15 protein-coding genes are annotated in these 18,466 nt (G+C 60.5%); 3 read left to right on the plus strand and 12 right to left on the minus strand.

Annotation, left to right across the window (positions count from 1 at the left end):
- Positions 1-12: 12 nt before the first annotated feature.
- From K226_RS0114690 to K226_RS0114700, 3 genes are read right to left on the minus strand one after another with little or no spacing between them, the layout of a single operon-like run.
- Positions 13-2,460, minus strand: coding sequence for a cation-translocating P-type ATPase (locus tag K226_RS0114690; RefSeq protein WP_024815535.1), 2,448 nt, complete (start codon positions 2,458-2,460; stop codon positions 13-15).
- Positions 2,461-2,493: 33 nt separating this feature from the next.
- A complete protein-coding gene (ppk2, locus tag K226_RS0114695; protein WP_005795313.1) occupies positions 2,494-3,357 on the minus strand; it encodes a polyphosphate kinase 2 in 864 nt (287 codons plus the stop codon).
- Positions 3,358-3,368: 11 nt separating this feature from the next.
- Positions 3,369-3,563 carry a hypothetical protein gene (locus tag K226_RS0114700; protein WP_005795311.1) on the minus strand — a complete coding sequence of 65 codons (195 nt, stop codon included), beginning with the start codon at positions 3,561-3,563 and terminating at the stop codon, positions 3,369-3,371.
- 706 nt (positions 3,564-4,269) lie between these two features.
- On the opposite strand from K226_RS0114700, the gene K226_RS0114710 reads away from it, so the two are divergent.
- The 3 genes from K226_RS0114710 to K226_RS0114720 all read left to right on the plus strand — a co-directional run bounded on the left by K226_RS0114710 (position 4,270) and on the right by K226_RS0114720 (position 5,846).
- Positions 4,270-4,737 (plus strand): MerR family DNA-binding protein, encoded by a 468-nt coding sequence (locus K226_RS0114710; protein ID WP_236748631.1) that lies wholly within the window; start codon positions 4,270-4,272, stop codon positions 4,735-4,737.
- Between the two features lie 293 nt (positions 4,738-5,030).
- Positions 5,031-5,381, plus strand: a complete 351-nt coding sequence (locus K226_RS0114715) for a DUF4148 domain-containing protein (protein WP_024815537.1) — start codon at positions 5,031-5,033, stop codon at positions 5,379-5,381.
- 225 nt (positions 5,382-5,606) lie between these two features.
- On the plus strand, positions 5,607-5,846 hold the full coding sequence (locus K226_RS0114720) for a hypothetical protein (protein WP_005795304.1): 240 nt from the start codon (positions 5,607-5,609) through the stop codon (positions 5,844-5,846).
- A gap of 175 nt (positions 5,847-6,021) precedes the next feature.
- Here K226_RS0114720 and K226_RS0114725 read toward each other — a convergent pair whose 3' ends face one another.
- The 9 genes from K226_RS0114725 to K226_RS0114765 form a co-directional block, all read right to left on the minus strand.
- Positions 6,022-7,671, minus strand: coding sequence for a hypothetical protein (locus tag K226_RS0114725; protein WP_024815538.1), 1,650 nt, complete (start codon positions 7,669-7,671; stop codon positions 6,022-6,024).
- Between the two features lie 147 nt (positions 7,672-7,818).
- Positions 7,819-10,998 carry an efflux RND transporter permease subunit gene (locus K226_RS0114730; protein ID WP_024815539.1) on the minus strand — a complete coding sequence of 1,060 codons (3,180 nt, stop codon included), beginning with the start codon at positions 10,996-10,998 and terminating at the stop codon, positions 7,819-7,821.
- Between the two features lie 15 nt (positions 10,999-11,013).
- Positions 11,014-12,627, minus strand: coding sequence for an efflux RND transporter periplasmic adaptor subunit (locus tag K226_RS0114735; RefSeq protein WP_024815540.1), 1,614 nt, complete (start codon positions 12,625-12,627; stop codon positions 11,014-11,016).
- Entirely contained in the window at positions 12,624-13,898 is a 1,275-nt protein-coding gene (locus K226_RS0114740) for a TolC family protein (protein WP_024815541.1), read from the minus strand. Before K226_RS0114740 ends, K226_RS0114735 begins: the two co-directional genes overlap by 4 nt.
- The gene (locus K226_RS0114745) at positions 13,895-14,143 is read right to left on the minus strand and encodes a DUF2789 domain-containing protein (RefSeq protein ID WP_011804768.1); all 249 of its coding nucleotides are present in this window, start codon (positions 14,141-14,143) and stop codon (positions 13,895-13,897) included. Before K226_RS0114745 ends, K226_RS0114740 begins: the two co-directional genes overlap by 4 nt.
- Before the next feature lie 56 nt (positions 14,144-14,199).
- Positions 14,200-15,480 (minus strand): MgtC/SapB family protein, encoded by a 1,281-nt coding sequence (locus K226_RS0114750; protein WP_024815542.1) that lies wholly within the window; start codon positions 15,478-15,480, stop codon positions 14,200-14,202.
- Positions 15,477-15,614, minus strand: a complete 138-nt coding sequence (locus K226_RS19855; RefSeq protein WP_162150971.1) for a hypothetical protein — start codon at positions 15,612-15,614, stop codon at positions 15,477-15,479. The genes K226_RS0114750 and K226_RS19855 overlap by 4 nt, the downstream gene beginning before the upstream one ends.
- A 325-nt stretch (positions 15,615-15,939) precedes the next feature.
- Positions 15,940-16,986: a cytochrome D1 domain-containing protein gene (locus K226_RS0114760; RefSeq protein ID WP_024815543.1), complete on the minus strand. Its 1,047-nt coding sequence runs from the start codon at positions 16,984-16,986 to the stop codon at positions 15,940-15,942.
- Positions 16,987-17,092: 106 nt separating this feature from the next.
- A partial coding sequence (locus K226_RS0114765; RefSeq protein ID WP_024815544.1) for a DUF3141 domain-containing protein occupies positions 17,093-18,466 on the minus strand: 1,374 nt, incomplete at its 5' end.

An 18,466-nucleotide genomic window follows, 5' to 3' on the forward strand; every position in this document is an offset into this window, starting at 1 on the left:
CGCAGCACGGGCTCACGCGACCGCTTGAGCGGAGGTGCGCGACGTGACGCGCTTGATGCCCGGTAAGCGCGTGCGTTTGAGCATTAGTGCATTGATGGCCACTATCGCAGAACTGCCGGACATCGACAACGCGGCAACCTCCGGCGACAGCGTGAAGGGGTACAACACCCCAGCCGCAAGCGGGAAGGCGACCACGTTGTAGCCCACGGCCCACCATAGGTTCTGGTGCATCTTGCGCAGCGTTGCGCGAGAGAGCTCGATGGCCCCGACGACGTCGTACGGGTCGCTTTTCATCAACACCACCTGGGCGCTTTCCATGGCGACATCCGTCCCGGCGCCGATCGCAAAACCGACGTCGGCCTGGGTCAGCGCTGGAGCGTCGTTGATGCCGTCGCCGACCATGCCCACCTTGTGGCCCTGCTGCTGCAACTCCTTGATCTTGGATGCCTTCTGGCCGGGCAGCACGTCCGCAAGGACGATGTCGATGCCCAGTTCCTTGCCGATGCGCTCGGCGGTCGCCTGGTTGTCGCCGGTCAGCATCGCGACCTTCACGCCCCGCGCCTGCAGCTTGGAGATCGTCTCGCGCGAGGTCGGCCGGACGGCGTCCGCGATTGCGATGAGGCCGATCAGCCGGCCGCCGCGCACGACATAGACCACCGTGCGCCCGCCGCCTTGCAGCCGCGTTGCCTCGCTGGCGAGGACGGTCAGGTCTACCTGCTCCGACTGCATCAGCAGCCGGTTCCCGAGCAGCACCCTCTCGCCCCCGATGGTGGCCCGTGCACCTTGCCCATCGATGTTGGTGAAGTTCTCGGTGACCTCCGTCGGCATGTCCCCCGCACGCTTGAGCACTGCGAGTGCAAGGGGGTGCTCGGAGAACTTCTCCACCGCGGCGGCCGTCGCCAGAAGCCGCGCCTCTTCGACACCGGGCGCGGCCACGATCTCGACGACATCGGGCTGCCCGAGTGTCAAGGTGCCGGTTTTGTCGAACACCACCACTGTCAGCTTGGTAGCGTTCTCCAGCGCGGCCGCGTTCTTGAAGAGGATGCCGTTCATCGCACCCAGGCCGGTCCCGACCATGATGGCCATCGGCGTGGCCAGGCCCAGCGCATCAGGGCATGCGATCACGAATACCGTGATGGTCAAGGTGAGTGCGAATAGCAGCGTCTGGCCCATCACCCAGTACCAGACGCTGAAGGTCAACAGGCCAATCACGATCGCCGCCAGCACCAGCCACTGCGACGCCTGGTCGGCCAGCAGCTGGCCGGGTGCCTTCGAGTTCTGGGCCTCCTGGACCAGCTTGACGATCTGGGCCAATGCCGTGTCCGCACCGACCTTCGTGGCCTTGTAGCGGAAGCTCCCGCTCTTGTTGATGCTGGCGCCCACGACGGTGCTGCCTACCACCTTCTTGACCGGCATCGACTCGCCGGTCAGCATCGACTCGTCTACCTGCGAGGCTCCTTCGACGATCTCGCCATCCACCGGGATTTTGTCGCCGGGCTTGATCACCACCAGTTCACCGGCCACGACCTCGGCGGTTGGCACCTTGGTCTCGACACCGTTGCGCACGACGGTGGCCATCGGTGGCGCGAGATCCATCAGCGCGCGAATCGCGTCGGACGCACCCGCGCGGGCGCGCATCTCTAACCAGTGGCCCAGCAGGATGAAAACCAGCAGCACTGACGCCGCTTCATAGAACACCTCACCCTCGTAGAAGAAGGTCGCTCCGACGCTGAACAGGTATCCCACGCCCACCGACAGCACGACCAGCGTGGCCATGTTGGCGACACCGTTGCGCAAAGCGCGCCACGCAGCGATGCAGAAAGGCCACCCGGGATAGAGGATTGCCGCGCTCGCAAAGATGAAAAGAAAGAGCTTGTTGTCCAGCCCGAACGGCGTCTGGAAGTCGCCGAACATCTTCCCCATCGGCGAATAGAGAAACACCGGAATCGAAAAGATCAGGGACACGAAGAACCGATTGCGCATGTCCCGGGCCATGTCCTGCATCGACCCAGACCCGTGCCCCATGTCGTGCATCATGTCGGCCATGGCGGGCTCGCCTGCGTGGCCCTGGTGCCCGACATGGGAGGCCGGCGAGGCGGCCGTCGTCGCAGTCGCTCCGGCTGCATGGGCGTGCCCCGAATGCACCGCGTGATCCTCCTGCTTCGCAGACACGGCGTGATCGGCGTGTCCGTCATGGCTCTGGCCCGCCGTACTGCCCATGGCGGGATCACACACATGCTTAGGCGTCTGCTCGCCACTGCAGTGATAGCCGCACTCCACGATCCGGCGGCGCAGATCCTCGACACTGAGCTGCCGTTCGTCGAGATGGACCGTTGCGCTTCCCGCAACGTAGTTGACATCCGCGTGATGGACGCCGGGAAGCTGCAGCAACTTGCGACGTACTCCCTCCGCGCTCAGGCTCGATATGAGCCCTCCGACTTCAACGTTGATTGCCTTCATGGATGGTTCTTACTGTTGGTTCTGTTCGATGTGTCAACGTGCGAGTCGGCCGGAATCCAGGCAGTCCTGCGAGAACTCGAAGACGATCTCCCGGTCGGGCGCGATGAGCTTGTGCTTCTTGCCCGCGTAGTGGAGCCGCGAGAGGACGTCCCTGATCAGGTTGAGCCTGGCGACTCGCTTGTTGTCGGCGAGCACGACGGACCAGGGAGCGGCAGCGGTGTGCGTGCGTATGAACATCTCGTCGCGCGCACGCGTGTAGCCGTCCCAGTGCTTCAGCGCCACGGCGTCGACCGGACTTGATTTCCATTGCTTGAGCGGGTCTCGGCGGCGTTCACCGAGCCGGCGGGTCTGCTCTTTCTTCCCGATGTCGAGGTAATACTTCAGCAGCTTGATGCCGGAGTTGACCAGCATCTCCTCGAACTTCGGCACTGAGTTCATGAACTCCTCGTGCTGCTCAGCCGTGCAGAAACCCATCACCGGCTCCACGCCGGCGCGGTTGTACCAGCTACGGTTGAACACAACGAGTTCTTCGCCGACCGGTAGGTGCGGCACGTAGCGCTGGAAGTACCAACTGGTGCGGTCCCGATCGGAGGGTTTGCCGAGCGCGACGACCCGGGTTTCCCGCGGACTCAGGTGTTCGACGAGCCGCTTGATGCTGCCATCCTTGCCCGCACTGTCCCGTCCCTCCAAGAGGATGAGGATCCGGTCGCTGCACTTGATGAAATGGCGCTGCAGCTTCACGAGTTCTATCTGCAGCATGTGCAACTGCGCCTCATAGTCCTCGCGGCCGATCGAGCGTTCCGTTGCCTCGTCGCGCGACGGGTTGTGCGCGACATCGGTCACGTCCGCATGAGCTTTTTTCGTCGCGCCTGTCGCGGCCTTCTTGTTCTTTGCCATGGGGTTCTCCGTTACGCCTGCTCGTTCCAGGCAGCATTGATCCGCGAGTGCTCCGGCATGCCCTCGAAGCTCGGCGCCACTAGAGCCGAAGTCCCAGGGGCGCTCGAACCCGCAGGATGATGGGCCTGATGGTCGTCTTGCGCGAATGAAAACAAACTGACGAGGGCGGCGCCGAAGACGACCGCGATGGAGCGCACGAATGTCATTTCTTTCTCCTTTAGCCGCTGGCTTTTGTCGTCTGGTCGAGCCAAGTGGCGCTTCCAGAAGACAAATCCCATATGAGAACTCCGTAGCCGGGTACAGAGTCAAGGCGTACGAGACACGTGCGGGACATAGCCGGCACAGCGCTCACAGGAGGGGCTATAACGCGAGACGTGCAAACAGCAGCCAAGCAGGCGGCTGTGGGTGAGCCCGCTGGGGGCTCCTCAATAGGATGGCTCGCAGAGCCAGCGCCGGGGCCGGTTCCCAGGCAGTATAGGAAGGGGGCGGAAACCCAATAAGGTCGAACGCAAAGGTCGGCGTCTTCTGAATTGCCGACTGGTTGACCTCTCCGCAAAGTTTCAGGCAAGGTGCCTTCGACGGGTCCTGGCTCCCCTCTTCATGCTTTTCGTGGGCGCCCTCATGACCCCCATGGGAGTGGCCATTGCCGTGTTCATACCCTGACGCATAGTGGTGCGGCTCCGGGGACTCCAACAGGCAGGCATTCGCCATCCCGGCCGCAAGCGCAAACAACCATACCCCCAGCACCATCCACGCGATGGCACGAATCCTACGAGGGTTGAGATGTGTGCGCATGTGCGGCCTATATAGCCAATGACAGCAATCCTATGCTTAGGCAAGCTGCGAGATCTTGATCTTAATCAAATGGAGACAGGGGTCAACTACGCGGTACAGCGTTATCCTGCCATGGCTATGAAGAAAACGGTAGATCCCTCGATGAACGAAGGCCCGGGCGATTGGATGACGGTCGGCAGACTGGCCAAAGTCGCTGGCGTCGGTGTAGAGACGATTCGCTACTACCAGGGTCGCGGGCTTTTGCCGGTCCCGAAAGCCGCAGGCAGTTTCCGGCGTTACCCCGCTTCAATGGTTCAGCGGATCGGCTTTATCAAGCGGGCGCAGAGCCTGGGCTTCTCGTTGGATGAGGTGGGATCGCTGCTAGACCTGGAGGACGGACGGAATCGCCGGGCCATCCAGACGGTGACGCAGCGACGCCTTGAGCAAATCGATGAGAAGGTCGGGGATCTGGAGCGCATGCGAGGTGCACTGCGTGACATGCTCGCGCGGTGCGAGGAGACGGGGCAGGCGTTTCCCTGCCCCATCATCGCTGCACTTGTTGGCACGCCTGCGGACCCACAACCACCTATCAATCGCTTGCGATAGCTCGCTGGAGCCACATCGCTGGAGGGTGCGCGTAAGCCAGGGGCTGCCCAATGGCACCCGGACTGCTGCCGTGATAGGCGCGTATCCTTGAGGTAGATTCTCCGTCCTCCGTGTTTGCCCCCCCGCGCAGGTCCACCAAATCGCGCTCCAGTTCGCGCCGCTCCATGATAAAAATGTCATCGGACTGTCTAGATTCTGTTGGGGTGCGCTCCCTACGATGAACACATCTCCTCAACGCCCAAGCAAGGCATGAGAGATGCAAGTTTTATTCACTATCGCTAGGAGCTTCAACCATGATCCAAAAACGCCTCTCCCTTTCTTCCATGATTGCCGCCGCGGCCGCAGTGGTTACCCTGAGCCTTCCAGGGATTGCTTCGGCAGCGTACGAGCATCCCGCCAACAACGAAAAGGGCGTCATCGTTCACCCGGAACACTTCAAGAGCGAGAAGACGCGAGAGCAAGTCATCGCCGAAACTAAGGCTGCTATGCAGCAAGGACGACTTTCTTACGGCCAAAGCAACTTCCCGATCCGCACTCCTGATGCGGCAGGTCCAGGCAAGACGCGTGAGCAAGTAATCAACGAATTGCGGAGCGAGTCCCCTGAAGAACGCGACGCGCGTCTGCGTCTCTACTACCGGGGTTGATTGCCAGTTGGGGTTGCAGCGGGTTTCCGGGGAGGCCGAGGAATCTAAACAGGCGGCGTGGCAACTGCGGAAAAAACCTTCGACGTTGGCACAGAAACCCCGGGATCTGTCAAAAACAGAAAAAAGCGTGCCCTTGCGCTTCGCGTACCGCTGTTGGCGCAGTCAGCCGGCAGCCCTGTGCCTCGCTGATTCATACGTTCGGTTTTCCTATCCAAGGAGTTCATCATGAAATACTTGCTCATCGCTCTCGTTGGCGCCACGACCCTTGGCTTCAGTCTCTCGGCCAGTGCCGCTCCAGACCAAGAAAAGGTCTGCCCTCCCAAGAAACTCGTATTGCAGCTCGACCATGGCCCGCGCGCACAGACGACGCCATACCTGAACCAATTGCGCAAGGCGCGTTATGAGGCCGAAGTCAAGGCCTGCAAAGATGGCGCAAAAGCCGCCAAAGAAACCTGTGCCCCGTAACTTTTGAGATGGGATTGGTCGCTGCGTGCATCTGGTGGGAGTTGGTCCTCGCCCATGCGACGTGACCATCTGCATGGTGCCAGGCCAGAAGCCACGTATCATCGTCTGACCGTTCTTGCGGCAACCCAAATGATTCACTTCGTTGGGCGGCCCACCCTCCTCCCGGCTCCTATGATCAGGCGCCGTTGGGCTTCAGGTCTATGGAGAACAGCAGCTCCTGCATCCGTCGGCGCTCCTCAGGAGTAGGCCATGCGGCATCTCCTGGCGCAGCCTCCAATTTGAACCGCCCCTCTCGGTCGAAGCGGACAAACCCATAGGTCTCGTTGACCACAGCACCCGGCCCCCCATCGGCCCGAAGCCGTACATACCAGTCCGCCAGGCGCAGAGTTTGGTCCGCCAATATCGGTGCCAAGGCCTGGCCCCTGGCAAGCGCCACATACAGCACATGCGGCAACGCGTGCACCTCCCCCGCCTCGTCGAGCAGGAACACATAGGACGCGTGTTCAACATCCGGCTCGCACATTCCGCGGCCGGAGCCATCCACGGTGGTGTAGACGGGGGCAAAGCCACTGCCCGGCTGGCGGAAGTTCGTGGTTTGTCCCTGATAGACGCGTGCAGCAACCCACTGAACGTCGCCCGCATAGGCGTAGGCGCGCAAATCGAATTTCATGGACTGCAGTCCCTCCTCATTCGCAATGACGCGTTCGCCCGGAGGCACGAGGGCCTGTGCTACATAGGCTCCCGTCATGATCTCCTGCCAGACCCGGCGCGTGAGCTTGTCACCCCGGTACGCGGCGCGGCTACCGAAGCCCGCCGCGGGTTTGAAGAACAGGTTACGACGAGCCGCCCACAGCCGGTCACCATGTGCCTCATCGACCACTTCGGTGCGCGGCACGTTCGCCAGCAGCACCTGCCTGTCGTCGTCAGCAACGCCCAGCTCCCGCAGCGCACTATCGTCACTGAACAAGGCCAGTCGCCGCTTGTCGGCGTATAGCGCGTGCGCCCTCGGATGGGGCGTGAGAACCGCTGCCTGTTCCAGCCAAGCCTGCCGCAGCACGGCGTTGGCAGGCAGATCCAGATAGAAATCTGTGACACGGTTGTAAACCATGTCGATGGCGAGTTCGCCGTGCCAAAGCCTGCCGTGACGGCACGCCAGCTCGGAGGGATCGACAATGATGGCCTGCAGTCCATGGCGCTCAAACAGCTGCCGGAACAGCAGGAACTCTGGATACAGGTATTGCTGCTGCGGCGCTTCGTCCACGATAGCGATTGAGGCCAACGGCCGTGAGTGACCGGTCAGCCGCCACTCACGGCGGAACATGTCCACCAGCCGCTGCTCGAACGTTGTGACGGCGCCGCGGCTTGGCACCATTGCCCGCACAGCCTGACAGCAACTGCCCTGAGCACGGGCCATCACTGCATTCAGCATCGCACCACCAGCGTTCGTGTTGATTTCGATCAAACCGAGACGGTCTTTGTCCAGATGGAAGTCATAGCCGAAGAACACGCCCTGGGCGCCAACCGCACCGTCACGCGCAATGGCGGGGGCACCCGCTAAGACCTGCTCCCGGTAGGCTGGGAGTCCCACCACTGCCTCGATGGCTTGCACAAGGCGGGCCATTCGTTCGAGAGGAGGCCGCGCCACGAAGACAGGCTGCGCAGCAAAAAGGTAGGGGCATCGGTCGCGCACTAGCTGCGACAAGCTCGGAGAGCCCAACTCGGCATCGAGCGCAGCCGCCAGCGCCGCAGGATCCAGGCTCAGACAGAAGCAGTCGCGGTTGAGCTTCTCAAAGGAGGTCAACTCGCAGTTTGGTGTGTTGTGCATTGAGAGAGGAGTCAGAGCAGTTGGTGAAACAAGTAGAGCGCCTCCTTTTAGAGCCTGTCCCACGCCCCGCGTCGGCGCCAGGGGGCAGCGTGATTTTCTCTGCCCATTGCACGTATTTCTGGTGCACATCAAGGAAGCGCTCATGGCTCATGCATCAAGCCCCAGAGTGGGTCGGATGGGTTGTGAATCCGTTCCCGAAGCGCGCTGTCTTCGAAGTTCAAACTGTTTGACCAGTGCGTAAAGCGCCGGAATCACAGCCAGCGTGAGCACGGTCGAAGAAATCATGCCACCGACCATCGGCGCGGCAATGCGACTCATCACTTCCGAGCCGGTGCCGGTCCCCCACATGATGGGCAGCAGGCCCGCCATGATGGCAACGACCGTCATCATTTTGGGACGAACACGCTCTACGGCGCCCTCCATGACTGCCTCGTAAAGGTCACCAACTCCTGGCTCTTTCCCTTCAGAGCGGCGTTTTTCCTTGATCTCTTCCCAGGCGTGGTCCAGGTAGATCAGCATGACGACCCCGGTTTCAGCGGCCACACCAGCCAGGGCAATGAAGCCCACAGCAACTGCGACAGAGAGGTTGTAGCCAAGCCACCACATCAGCCAGACGCCGCCAACCAACGCGAACGGCACCGACAGCATGACGATCAAAGTCTCCGTCAGTCGCCTGAAGTTCAGGTACAGCAGCAGGAAAATGAGCAACAGCGTTACTGGCACAACGAATTTCATTTTCTCGATGGCACGCTCCATAGACTCAAACTGACCGCTCCATGTGGCGTAGTAGCCGGGCGGGAACTTGACCTGGTCATTCACTGCTTTGCGCGCCTCGGCGACGTAGCCACCGATGTCACGCTCACGGATGTCCACAAAAATGTAGGCAGATAGCAACGCATTTTCGGTACGGATGCCAGGGGCGCCCTTGGCCACCTCCACGCGGGCAACCTGGCCCAGCGGAATCATGGCTCCATCCATGGTCGGCACCAGCACTTCGCGGGCGATCTGCTGCGGGTCAGACCGCAATTCGCGTGGGTAGCGAACCGTAACGCCAAAACGCTCTCGCCCTTCCACCGTGGTGGTCACCATGTCACCGCCGAGCGCCGTACCAATGACCTCCTGGAGATCACCCACCGCCAGACCGTAGCGTGCCAGTTGGGCGCGGTCGGGCTCGATGTTCAGGTAGAAGCCGCCTGTGATCCGCTCCGCGAATGCCGAGGTGGTGCCGGGCACAGATTTCACTACGGTCTCGATCTCCCGCGCCAGGCGTTCCATTTCGTTCAAGTCCTTGCCGAAGACTTTGATACCAATGGGTGTGCGGATACCGGTGGACAGCATGTCGATGCGCGCCTTGATGGGCATGGTCCAGGCATTGGAGACGCCAGGAAACTGCAGCGCCTTGTCCATCTCGGCGATCAATTTGTCGATGGTCATGCCAGATCGCCACGCTGACTCCGGCTTGAGGTTGATGACCGTCTCGAACATCTCGGTCGGTGCTGGGTCGGTGGCCGTGTTGGCCCGTCCTGCCTTACCGTAGACCGATTCAACCTCTGGAAAACTCTTGATGATCTTGTTTTGCGTCTGAAGCAACTCGGCGGCCTTGGTGATCGACATGCCCGGCAGCGAAGCAGGCATGTAGAGCAAAGTGCCTTCATTGAGCGTCGGCATGAACTCGGACCCCAGCTTGCTGGCCGGATAGAACGACACCCCAAGCACGACCAGGGCAATGGCAATGGTCACCTTCTTCCAGCGCATCACTCCAGCGATGATGGGTCGGTAGACCCAGATCAGGAACCGGTTCACCGGGTTACGGGACTCCGGCATGATGCGTCCGCGAATGAAAATCATCATGAGCACCGGCACCAGCGTCACCGACAACAGCGCCGCTCCTGCCATAGAAAACGTCTTGGTGAACGCCAGCGGTGAGAACATGCGCCCCTCCTGTGATTCGAGCGTGAACACGGGCAGAAACGACACGGTGATGATCAGTAGCGAGAAGAACAGTGCCGGGCCAACCTCCTTGCACGCGGCGATCATGGCCTCGACCCGCTGCTTGCTGTTGTGCTCGGGTGGGAGCCGCTCCAGGTGTTTATGGGCGTTCTCGATCATGACGATGGCCGCATCCACCATGGCACCGATCGCAATGGCGATACCACCCAGACTCATCAGGTTGGAATTCATGCCCAGCAAGCGCATCGCGATGAATGAGATCAGCACCCCTACGGGTAACATCAAGATAGCCACGAGGGCTGAACGGACGTGCATGAGAAAGACCATGCAGACCAAGGCAACGATCAGGCTCTCCTCAATCAGCGTTCGCTTGAGCGTATCGATGGCCCGATGAATCAGGTCAGATCGGTCGTAAACAGCCTGGATGCTGACGCCCTGCGGCAGCCCTGCCGAAACTTCGGTAATTTTCTCCTTCAGGTTATGGATGACTTCCAGGGCGTTTTGGCCATAGCGGGCCATGGCGATGCCCGAGACCACCTCCCCCTCCCCGTTGAGTTCGGTCAGGCCGCGCCGTTCATCGGGAGCGAGTTCAACGCGAGCGATGTCTCGAATCAATACTGGTGTTCCTTTTTCGGCCTTGACGACCAGGTTCTCAATGTCCGCCGCGCCGCGCAGATAGCCCTTTCCGCGCACCATGTACTCTGTCTCGGCCATCTCCACCACACGGCCGCCGACGTCACGATTGGAGTCGCGCACGACCTGTGACACCTTGGCCAAAGGAATGCCGTAGGCCCGCAGCTTCACCGGGTCGACGGTGATCTGGTAGGTCTGGACAAAGCCACCGACGGATGCCACCTCAGCGACGCCATGCGCCTTGGTCAGCTGGTAGCGCAGGTACCAATCCTGCAAAGTTCTCAACTCGGCCAGCGTCCGGTCCTTGGCGATCAAAGCGTACTGGTAGACCCAACCCACACCGGTGGCATCAGGGCCAATTTGCGGCGTGACCCCCTTGGGCATTCGACTGGATGCGAAATTGAGGTATTCCAGCACGCGCGAACGCGCCCAATAGATGTCTGTGTCATCCTCAAAGATGATGTAGACGAAGGACGCTCCAAAGAAGGAAAAGCCGCGCACCACCTTGGACTTGGGTACCGACAGCATGGCGGTGGTCAAGGGATAGGTGACCTGATCCTCAACCACCTGGGGCGCTTGTCCAGGGTATTCGGTGTAGACGATGACCTGAACGTCGGACAAGTCCGGCAGCGCGTCCAGAGGCGTTCGCAACACAGCGAACACCCCTGCGACAATGACAAACAGCGTGGCAAGCAGCACCAGGAAGCTGTTTCTTCCTGACCAGTCAATGATCTTCGCGAGCATGTTGTTCCCTGAAGATCAGTTATGGCCGGCGTGCGGAGTGGCCGCCGCTTTGCCCACGGGTTTCACGGAGGTGACCACCCATTCACCCTGTCCACGCTCAACGAACTCGAAGACCACCGCTGTGCCAGGTTGCAAGCCCGTCATCAGCCCGTTGTTGGAGACCTTGAACTCCATGGACATTGCGGGCCATTTGAGGGAGGGTATGGGACCATGGGCAATGGTCACCGTGCCGGCCTTCGCATCAGACTCCTCCACCCTGCCCTCACCTTGGTGCCCGACGGCGGCAGCGGGCTTGCTCGCATCAGGGGTGCCTTGTGCTTCCGACTTAGCTCCATGTGAGGAGTGCCCAAAGCCGCCCACGGCCGCCTTGAGGTTGGCTTCTGCATCGATCAGGAAATTGGCAGCGATGACCACCTGCTCACCCTCGCGAACGCCCTCGGTGACTTCAATGCGGTCGTCGCTGCGTGCGCCCACTTTGACATCGCGGGGTTCGAATCGTCCCTCCTTGAGCTGCACCAGGACGATCTGGCGCGTGCCGCTGTCAATCACGGCCGAAGTCGGCACCGTCAAAACCGCCCCCTTGCTGGCGGTCGGAAGTTCCACCTGGGCAAACATGCCAGGCTTGAGCAAGCCACCCGTGTTCGACAAGTCCACGCGCACCTGCACCGTTCGGGTTTCAGGCTTCAGGGTGGGATACACATAGCTGACTGTCCCCTGGAACACCTTGTCTGGGTAGGCATTGATTTGCACCTTGGCCTTGCCCCCCGACTTGACCAAGCCGATGTCTTGCTCGAAGACATCGGCGATGACCCAGACCGAGGACAGGTTGGCGACTTGGTAGAGCATTTCGCCCGGCATGAATCGCATACCTTGGATGGCCTTCTTGTCGGTGATGATCCCTGCCACTGGTGAGCGAAATGTCAGCGTGCGGCGTGCGTCGCCGGATTTGGCCAAGGTCTTGACCTGCTCGTCCGAGATATCCCAATTGCGAAGCCGCGCCAGGCTGGAGTCGGCCAGCTCACGCATGCCACGCTGTGCCTCACCAGAGGCATCCTTCAACGCGTCAACACCCTGTGCCGCGATGGCGTACTCGCGCTGAGCAGACACCAGTTCGGGGCTATATACCTCGAAGAGTGGCTGCCCCTTGTTCACCGTCTGCCCGGTAACGTTGGCATGCAGACGCTCAACATAGCCCTCAAATTTGGCAGCAATGGTGAAGGTCTGGCGCTCGTCTGGTTCAATGCGTCCGGCGGCACGCACTACCTTGTCCAGAGAGCGAAGACTCACCGCCTCGGTGCGAACGCCAAGTTTCTGAATCTTTTCGGTGCTGATGCGAATTTGATTGGAGTTGGTTTCTGCTTCTTCCTGCTCTCCCTCGTAGACCGCGATGTAGTCCATCCCCATTGGATCTTTTTTCGGTGTGGGAGATGTGTCGGGCAACCCCATCGGGTTACGGTAAAAAAGTACCTTGCGCTCCTTCTTGGTAGGACCGGCAGAGGCGCCCTGCGACGCAGTCTGGTCACCACTGCGGGCTTCTGATTGGCGCTGTCCCATCCAATAGCCACCACCCGCCGCCAACCCTGCGGCGACGATAGCCAGGAATACGCCGGCCTTGAAACCTGTTGTCATTGTTCTTCTCCCACGATGCGTTCAATTTCGGTAAGCCGCTTCTGCGCTTCCACGCCGGCTTTGATCTGATTCAGTTTGGACTGACGAATCTGGCGCTGCGCGTCCAGCAAGGTCGCAAAATCCACCTTGCCCGTCTGGTACCCAGCCAGCGCAGAGCGGAAGGTCAACTCCGACTGCGGCAAGAGACTTTCGGTCGTTAACGCCAGAGAGCGCCGGGCGGACTCAAAACCTGCCACGTTGGCGTAAAGGTCTGCCAGGACTTGATTCGTGACGACTTCCTGGCGTGAGCGTGCAGCGGCCAACATGGCCTCGGACTCCCGCTCCTGGGCGCGCCGCGAATCTTGCTGCAGGGGAATATTCAACTCGACCATCAGCTCCCACTCTTTGATCGAGCCTCGGTACTGAATCGGAGAGATACCGACGTTGAAGTCGGGATAGCGGTTCTTGTAGGTCAGCTCGCGGTTCTTCTCGGCCGCCCTGATCTGGGACTCTTCCGTGCGCAGCAGCGGATTGTTCATCCGGGCGCGCCCTTCCAGCGCTGCGAAGCTGACTTGCTCCGGCGACGGCAAGGCGCGGATCTGCTCGGGTGCAGCCAAAATCTCCGAGGTCGGACGCCCCACGAGCGCATTCAACTTGGACCGGAGTTGGCGACGCTCAGCGTCCAGTGCAATCAGTTCGATGCGCATTGTGGACTGCTCCACCTGCGCACGGATCACATCCTGTTGCGCAGCAAGCCCGCCCGCATAGCGGACCTGCGCGACTTTTTCCAATCGCGCCATCAGGTCGAGAATTTCCCGCGACAAGCGATCGTTCTGGTCCAGGTAATAGAGCTCGGCATAAGTCGTCTTGATCTTGCCAGCCAGTTCAACCCAGGCGCCTGCTGCACGGCTTCTCGCAGCTTGTGCTTGTGACTCAGCCACCTCACGCTTCAGACCGCGTTTGCCCATCCAGGGAAAATCCTGCATCAGCACGTAGCGGGTGCTTCCGACGCGCCCTGGCAATAGCGTGGGGTTTTGTTCTCCCATGCGCGTGATGTCACGCAATTCGGTTCGGAATTTAGGATCCGGCAAGGCGCCCGCAGGCGCGACGCGCTCTGCTGCCGCATCCGCATCAAAACGCATGCTGGCGATTTCTGGGTTTCTATCCCTGGCCGCTTGCAGCAACCCTTCGACACTCGATCCCAGCTTGGCCTCCTGCGCGTGAACCATCGAGCTCAGCGCCAGAGACACCACGACTACCCCCAACGACAGACGATTCCTCATAGGCATCATGACCGCCCCTTGGGTGCACGCAAGGCGGCATTCAACCGGTCAATTACTTCGGCCCAGTCCGCATCTTCCAGAAGCTCTTCGCGCAACAGAGTCGCCTGAGCTGGCGTCCAGAATGGGGCATCGGCCAGCAGCACATCGGCCGGCAGTGGAGAGTGGGCCTCCAAGAACTCCCCAATGCCTGCTGCATCCATGCGCAGGCCGAGCTGGGCAAACAGTTCAGAGAAGCGATGAAATGACTTTTCCATAGCGGTGATCCCTATTGTTCAAACACAAAAATTCTGAAGACGTGGCCAGTGGACGCTCACGAAAACGTCACGCTCAGCGCCAATACCGCAGCTCCGGACGCCATCGCACCCAGGTAGCCGAAAACAACCGATTTACCGACCTGCGCGCCGCCTGTCGTCCAGGCGATGCCGACCTTTGCCACCATGTTTGCCAATGTCGCGAGACCGAGCGCCGTGACGGTGGCGCCCGTGGACAATCCACCGGCACCATGCAGCCGAGCGACCGAGATCAAGATCGCATCCACGTCGGCAAGGCCTGAAACCGCCGACAGCACATAGAGGCCGCTGGTGTCCAGCCACTGCTTTGCCGCGGGCACCAGGACGCTCATGACAGCGAGCAGCACACCAAAACCGAGCGCGGTGCCAAGGTCGAATGGCGCCATCGCGCCGACAGCGCCCTCCCCCACTACAGTGCGGTCCAACTTGCGCCACCCCCATAGCGCAATACACAGCAGTGCCACGCCAGTGACCACCAGGGCGCTGCCGAAGGTGGACAGCAGCGCCGGCTGGATGACACCCAGCAGAACGACCATGCGAAAAAACATGACGCCACAGGATGCCAACGTGCCGGCTACCGCCGCGCCTGTCAGCGAAGGCTGCTCGCGTGCGTAGCGAGCCAAAGCCAACGTGGTTGCGGTGGAAGATGCCAGTCCTCCCAGGATCCCGGTCCACAGCACACCCCTTTGCGCGCCGGTGATCCGCATGGCAAAGTGACCCGTCAGCGACAGGCCCGCAATCAGGATGACTGCCCACCACAGCTGGTACGGATTGAGCGCGGCATAGGGCCCGAGGCCCGTATTGGGCAGGTAAGGCAGGATGACCATGGACAACACCAGCAGTTGCAGCGATGCAGTCAATTCGCGGTGATCGATCAAACGCAACCAACCGTGCAAGGTCGGCTTGAGATCCAGCAACACAGCGCCAACCACTGCTGCCGACAACGCCAAGGTGATGTTGCCGTGTGCCGCAAAGGCACCCAGGACCAGAGTGAGAAGCATCGCCACCGGGGTAGTGGCACTCAGGTTACCCGACAGTTTGGCGTTACGGGCGTAGGACACCGTCAGCAGCAGGGCGAGTCCGAGCAGCGCACCCAGCAAAGGCCAAGCGCCGAAATCTGGCTGCAGATGTCCAAGCACACCACCGAGCAGTCCGGTCAGTGCAAAGGTACGCAGGCCTGCAACACGTCCACCCTCCGGCAATTCGCGATCGTGCCAGCCGCGCTCCAGGCCAATCACCAGACCGACAGCAAGCGCGGCAACCAAGCCCGGTGCGCCCGGGGGGAGTTCGTAGCCGTTCATCGATGCGCTCCGTTGGCGGCCTGCGTAGTCGCAGGCACGATCTTGCGTATGACAGGCGCAACGACCACACTGCAGGCATAACGCGAGTCGACATTGAACAGCGCCACCACTTCGGTCCAATCCACGTTCAGCATAAATTCCTCACGTTGCATCAGACCCTCGGTCACTGAATTTCAGGTTGTTGTACTTTGCGTTGGCATCCGCCTACCTTGTGTGAATGCGTGTTATGTATTTTGCGGGCCCAAGGCTGACGGAAAGATGTTTCAAAAATTACATTTCTGTCATGCGCTTCCTGGGGGCATGGCATACCGGCCGCCGATGAAGGTTGGCGCGTTTGATGGCTTCATGGGCCGGCGCTGCGGTGTTGCATAAATACCAGTCAAGACAACAAAAGGCTGGCGCAGGCTGGTTCTACATTCTTGTGTACCGGTACGTACCGGTGTAGGCGACGGGCCCCACTCAAGGCGTCACGCTGATGCCGTTGGGTGCCTTACCGACAGGAACGGTCTTCGTTACCCTGCGATCTTTCACGTCAAGCATGGAAACCGAATTGGCGTAGATGTTCGTCACATAGGCGTACCGCCCTTCACGATCAACGACCACGCCATGAGCACCAGCGCCAGTTACGACTGTCTTGACGACCTTGAAAGTCTCCAGGTCAATCATGCTGACGGTCTTGCCCGCCATCTTGCGCGTACCCTGGTTGGCCACCAGGAGCGTGCGCGAGTCAGGCGTGGCGTACAACTGGATCGGCACCGTTCCTACCGCAACCTTGCGAATCACCTTGCGTGTTGCTGGGTCGATCACGGCTATAGCGTTTTCGCCGGACAACGAGGCAAATGCCAAACGGCCGTCTGGCGTGAAGCCAGTCTGGGCCGGACCCTTGCCAGCCGGCACCTGCGCAACCTCCTTCTGGCTGGCGGTGTCGATGACAGATACCGTGCCACCCTTGAGATTGGCGACGTAGACCTCCTTGCCATCCGGGCTGAACCGAAGACCATGGGGAAACTGGCCGACCGGAATCGTCGCCACGTGGCTCCGCGCCGCTGTGTCGATCACGGTGACCGTGTTGTCGCCGCCATTGGTGACATAGGCAAGGCGGCCGTCTGGTGACACCACCACATGGGCCGGGTGCATACCCACCGGCACCTTGGCGACGACCATGTTGGTCGCGGTGTCGATGGCCCAGATCGCGCCCGGTTTTCCCATCGCATCGTGGTCGCCTTGGGCCATGCCCTTGTGCGCAGAAACGTCGGCTGCCTGGTCAGGCTCGCCGTTGTTGGTCAACCATGCGAGCTTGCCGTCGGGCGACACTTGCACGTTGTGAGGCATCTTGCCGACGCGCACGTTCGTCAGCGTTTTCAACGATGCCGCATCGAGGACGCTGACCGTGTCAGCGCCTTCATTGGCCACATACACTTGGTCGGCGGCCAAAGTGGTTCCGGACCAAGTCAGCAGGCCGATCTGGACCGCTGTCAAAAGCCAGTTGATTTTTCTTCTCATCATGATCAATCCTTGTTGAGAAACGGCCCTTAGATCAGGGCTATGTCCACTTTGTGGGTCCTGTATTACCGTCACCGTTTTTGTCCATCATGTCCAGGACGCATAAAAACTAGCCAGGACGTTGAAACATCAAACGAAACGCTTGCTCGATCGCAGCGTCGCGGCCTTCGCGAAGTCGTCCCAGCGCATGAGTAACTTGTCCTGCAGCTTCACGCTCACGCTCGATCAACGGGTGATGCGGCGCAAGCGGTTGTCGGGTCCTGGCGAGGGGTTCGGCCAACACACTGACCCCTTTCATCCACGGATTAAATGTTTCTGAAAACAAATACCTACTGCTGCGCATTGGATGGAGCCACTTAAGCACTTCGGCTGTCCAGGGCGTGGAGAACGCTTGTGCCCAGGGACTGACAAATGCCCGGTAAAGCGCCTCATTGAATGTCGAGACCTGTTTCACCCGCTCAAAGGCTTCTTGCGGGTAATCCGTTTTCAAGTCTTCAACCTGACGGGATTCAAAGCGAATGCTGTAGGAGGGCTTATGGCAGTCCAGGCTCCCGGACGGGTTGTCGATCTTCATCTCATAGAGGCCCGGTGCCAGCGCCTCAATCTCAGCCAGGCTCTCCAGGATCGCCCGGTGCTCCAGACGAGCCACCCCAGCAGAGACAAAAATGCCGAGATGGCCGACATGCGGGTTCGTGAGGTAAACGATGCGCTGCCCTGCCCGCTTGAGATCATCGGTGTCACTATAGACAGCGGGGATCCACCCAAGCGCCTGGTGCGGTGGCGTGATGTTGTCGCCGTAAGAGGCAAAGATGACGATTGGATTCCTGATCCGCCTCAGGTCAGCAGTGCAACCCTGGCAAATCTGGAAAAGGCCCTGCTCAAGTTGGTTACCAATGAACAGGTTCTCAACGATCGCGAGGATCTCTTCTCGGCTCAGGAAATAAAACCCGGTCCACCAGCGTTCGAACTCCAGAAAGCGCCCCTGCTCACTGTCAACGTTGGTGAAGAGTTGGGCGTACTTCTCCCAAATCGCCTTTTCGGGCTTGAGGCTCTCAAAATTCTGCGCCAGCCAGGCCCCGTCGAAGCGGCCATTGCCCAGGTCGGCCGTCAGATGCGCCAGCCAGCTGCCGCCAAGGAAACCTCCGGAAAGACGCATCGGATTGACACCGGACTCGCCGGCCCAATACGACAAAGGCGAGCCATTGAGCACGACCGGCCCGACCAGACCGGTGCAGTCTGCGGACAGCAGTGTCACCGCCCACCCGGCCTGGCAGTTTCCATAAAGCACAGGAGGCTTGCCAGGATGGCGTAGTGCGACCTCTTCGACGAAACGTCGCAGCACATGCAACACGTCTGCCAGGGTCTGCCCCAGAGTTGGCTCCGGAAAGAAGATGACGAAGTAAACCGGATGGCCTTCGCGCATGGCCATCCCGACTTCGGAGTCGCGCTTGAAGCCGCCAATTCCGGGGCCGTGGCCCGCGCG

It is taken from the genome of Acidovorax sp. JHL-3 (genome assembly GCF_000526295.1).
Classification (GTDB): Bacteria; Pseudomonadota; Gammaproteobacteria; order Burkholderiales; family Burkholderiaceae_C; genus Acidovorax; species Acidovorax defluvii.

Excerpts from the sequence above, each read along its gene's own strand:
- K226_RS0114690 (WP_024815535.1), bottom strand. The coding sequence starts at position 2,460 with ATGAAGGCAATCAACGTTGAAGTCGGAGGGCTCATATCGAGCCTGAGC.
- ppk2 (WP_005795313.1), bottom strand. The coding sequence starts at position 3,357 with ATGGCAAAGAACAAGAAGGCCGCGACAGGCGCGACGAAAAAAGCTCAT.
- K226_RS0114700 (WP_005795311.1), bottom strand. The coding sequence starts at position 3,563 with ATGACATTCGTGCGCTCCATCGCGGTCGTCTTCGGCGCCGCCCTCGTC.
- K226_RS0114710 (WP_236748631.1), top strand. The coding sequence starts at position 4,270 with ATGAAGAAAACGGTAGATCCCTCGATGAACGAAGGCCCGGGCGATTGG.
- K226_RS0114715 (WP_024815537.1), top strand. The coding sequence starts at position 5,031 with ATGATCCAAAAACGCCTCTCCCTTTCTTCCATGATTGCCGCCGCGGCC.
- K226_RS0114720 (WP_005795304.1), top strand. The coding sequence starts at position 5,607 with ATGAAATACTTGCTCATCGCTCTCGTTGGCGCCACGACCCTTGGCTTC.
- K226_RS0114725 (WP_024815538.1), bottom strand. The coding sequence starts at position 7,671 with ATGCACAACACACCAAACTGCGAGTTGACCTCCTTTGAGAAGCTCAAC.
- K226_RS0114730 (WP_024815539.1), bottom strand. The coding sequence starts at position 10,998 with ATGCTCGCGAAGATCATTGACTGGTCAGGAAGAAACAGCTTCCTGGTG.
- K226_RS0114735 (WP_024815540.1), bottom strand. The coding sequence starts at position 12,627 with ATGACAACAGGTTTCAAGGCCGGCGTATTCCTGGCTATCGTCGCCGCA.
- K226_RS0114740 (WP_024815541.1), bottom strand. The coding sequence starts at position 13,898 with ATGATGCCTATGAGGAATCGTCTGTCGTTGGGGGTAGTCGTGGTGTCT.
- K226_RS0114745 (WP_011804768.1), bottom strand. The coding sequence starts at position 14,143 with ATGGAAAAGTCATTTCATCGCTTCTCTGAACTGTTTGCCCAGCTCGGC.
- K226_RS0114750 (WP_024815542.1), bottom strand. The coding sequence starts at position 15,480 with ATGAACGGCTACGAACTCCCCCCGGGCGCACCGGGCTTGGTTGCCGCG.
- K226_RS19855 (WP_162150971.1), bottom strand. The coding sequence starts at position 15,614 with ATGCTGAACGTGGATTGGACCGAAGTGGTGGCGCTGTTCAATGTCGAC.
- K226_RS0114760 (WP_024815543.1), bottom strand. The coding sequence starts at position 16,986 with ATGATGAGAAGAAAAATCAACTGGCTTTTGACAGCGGTCCAGATCGGC.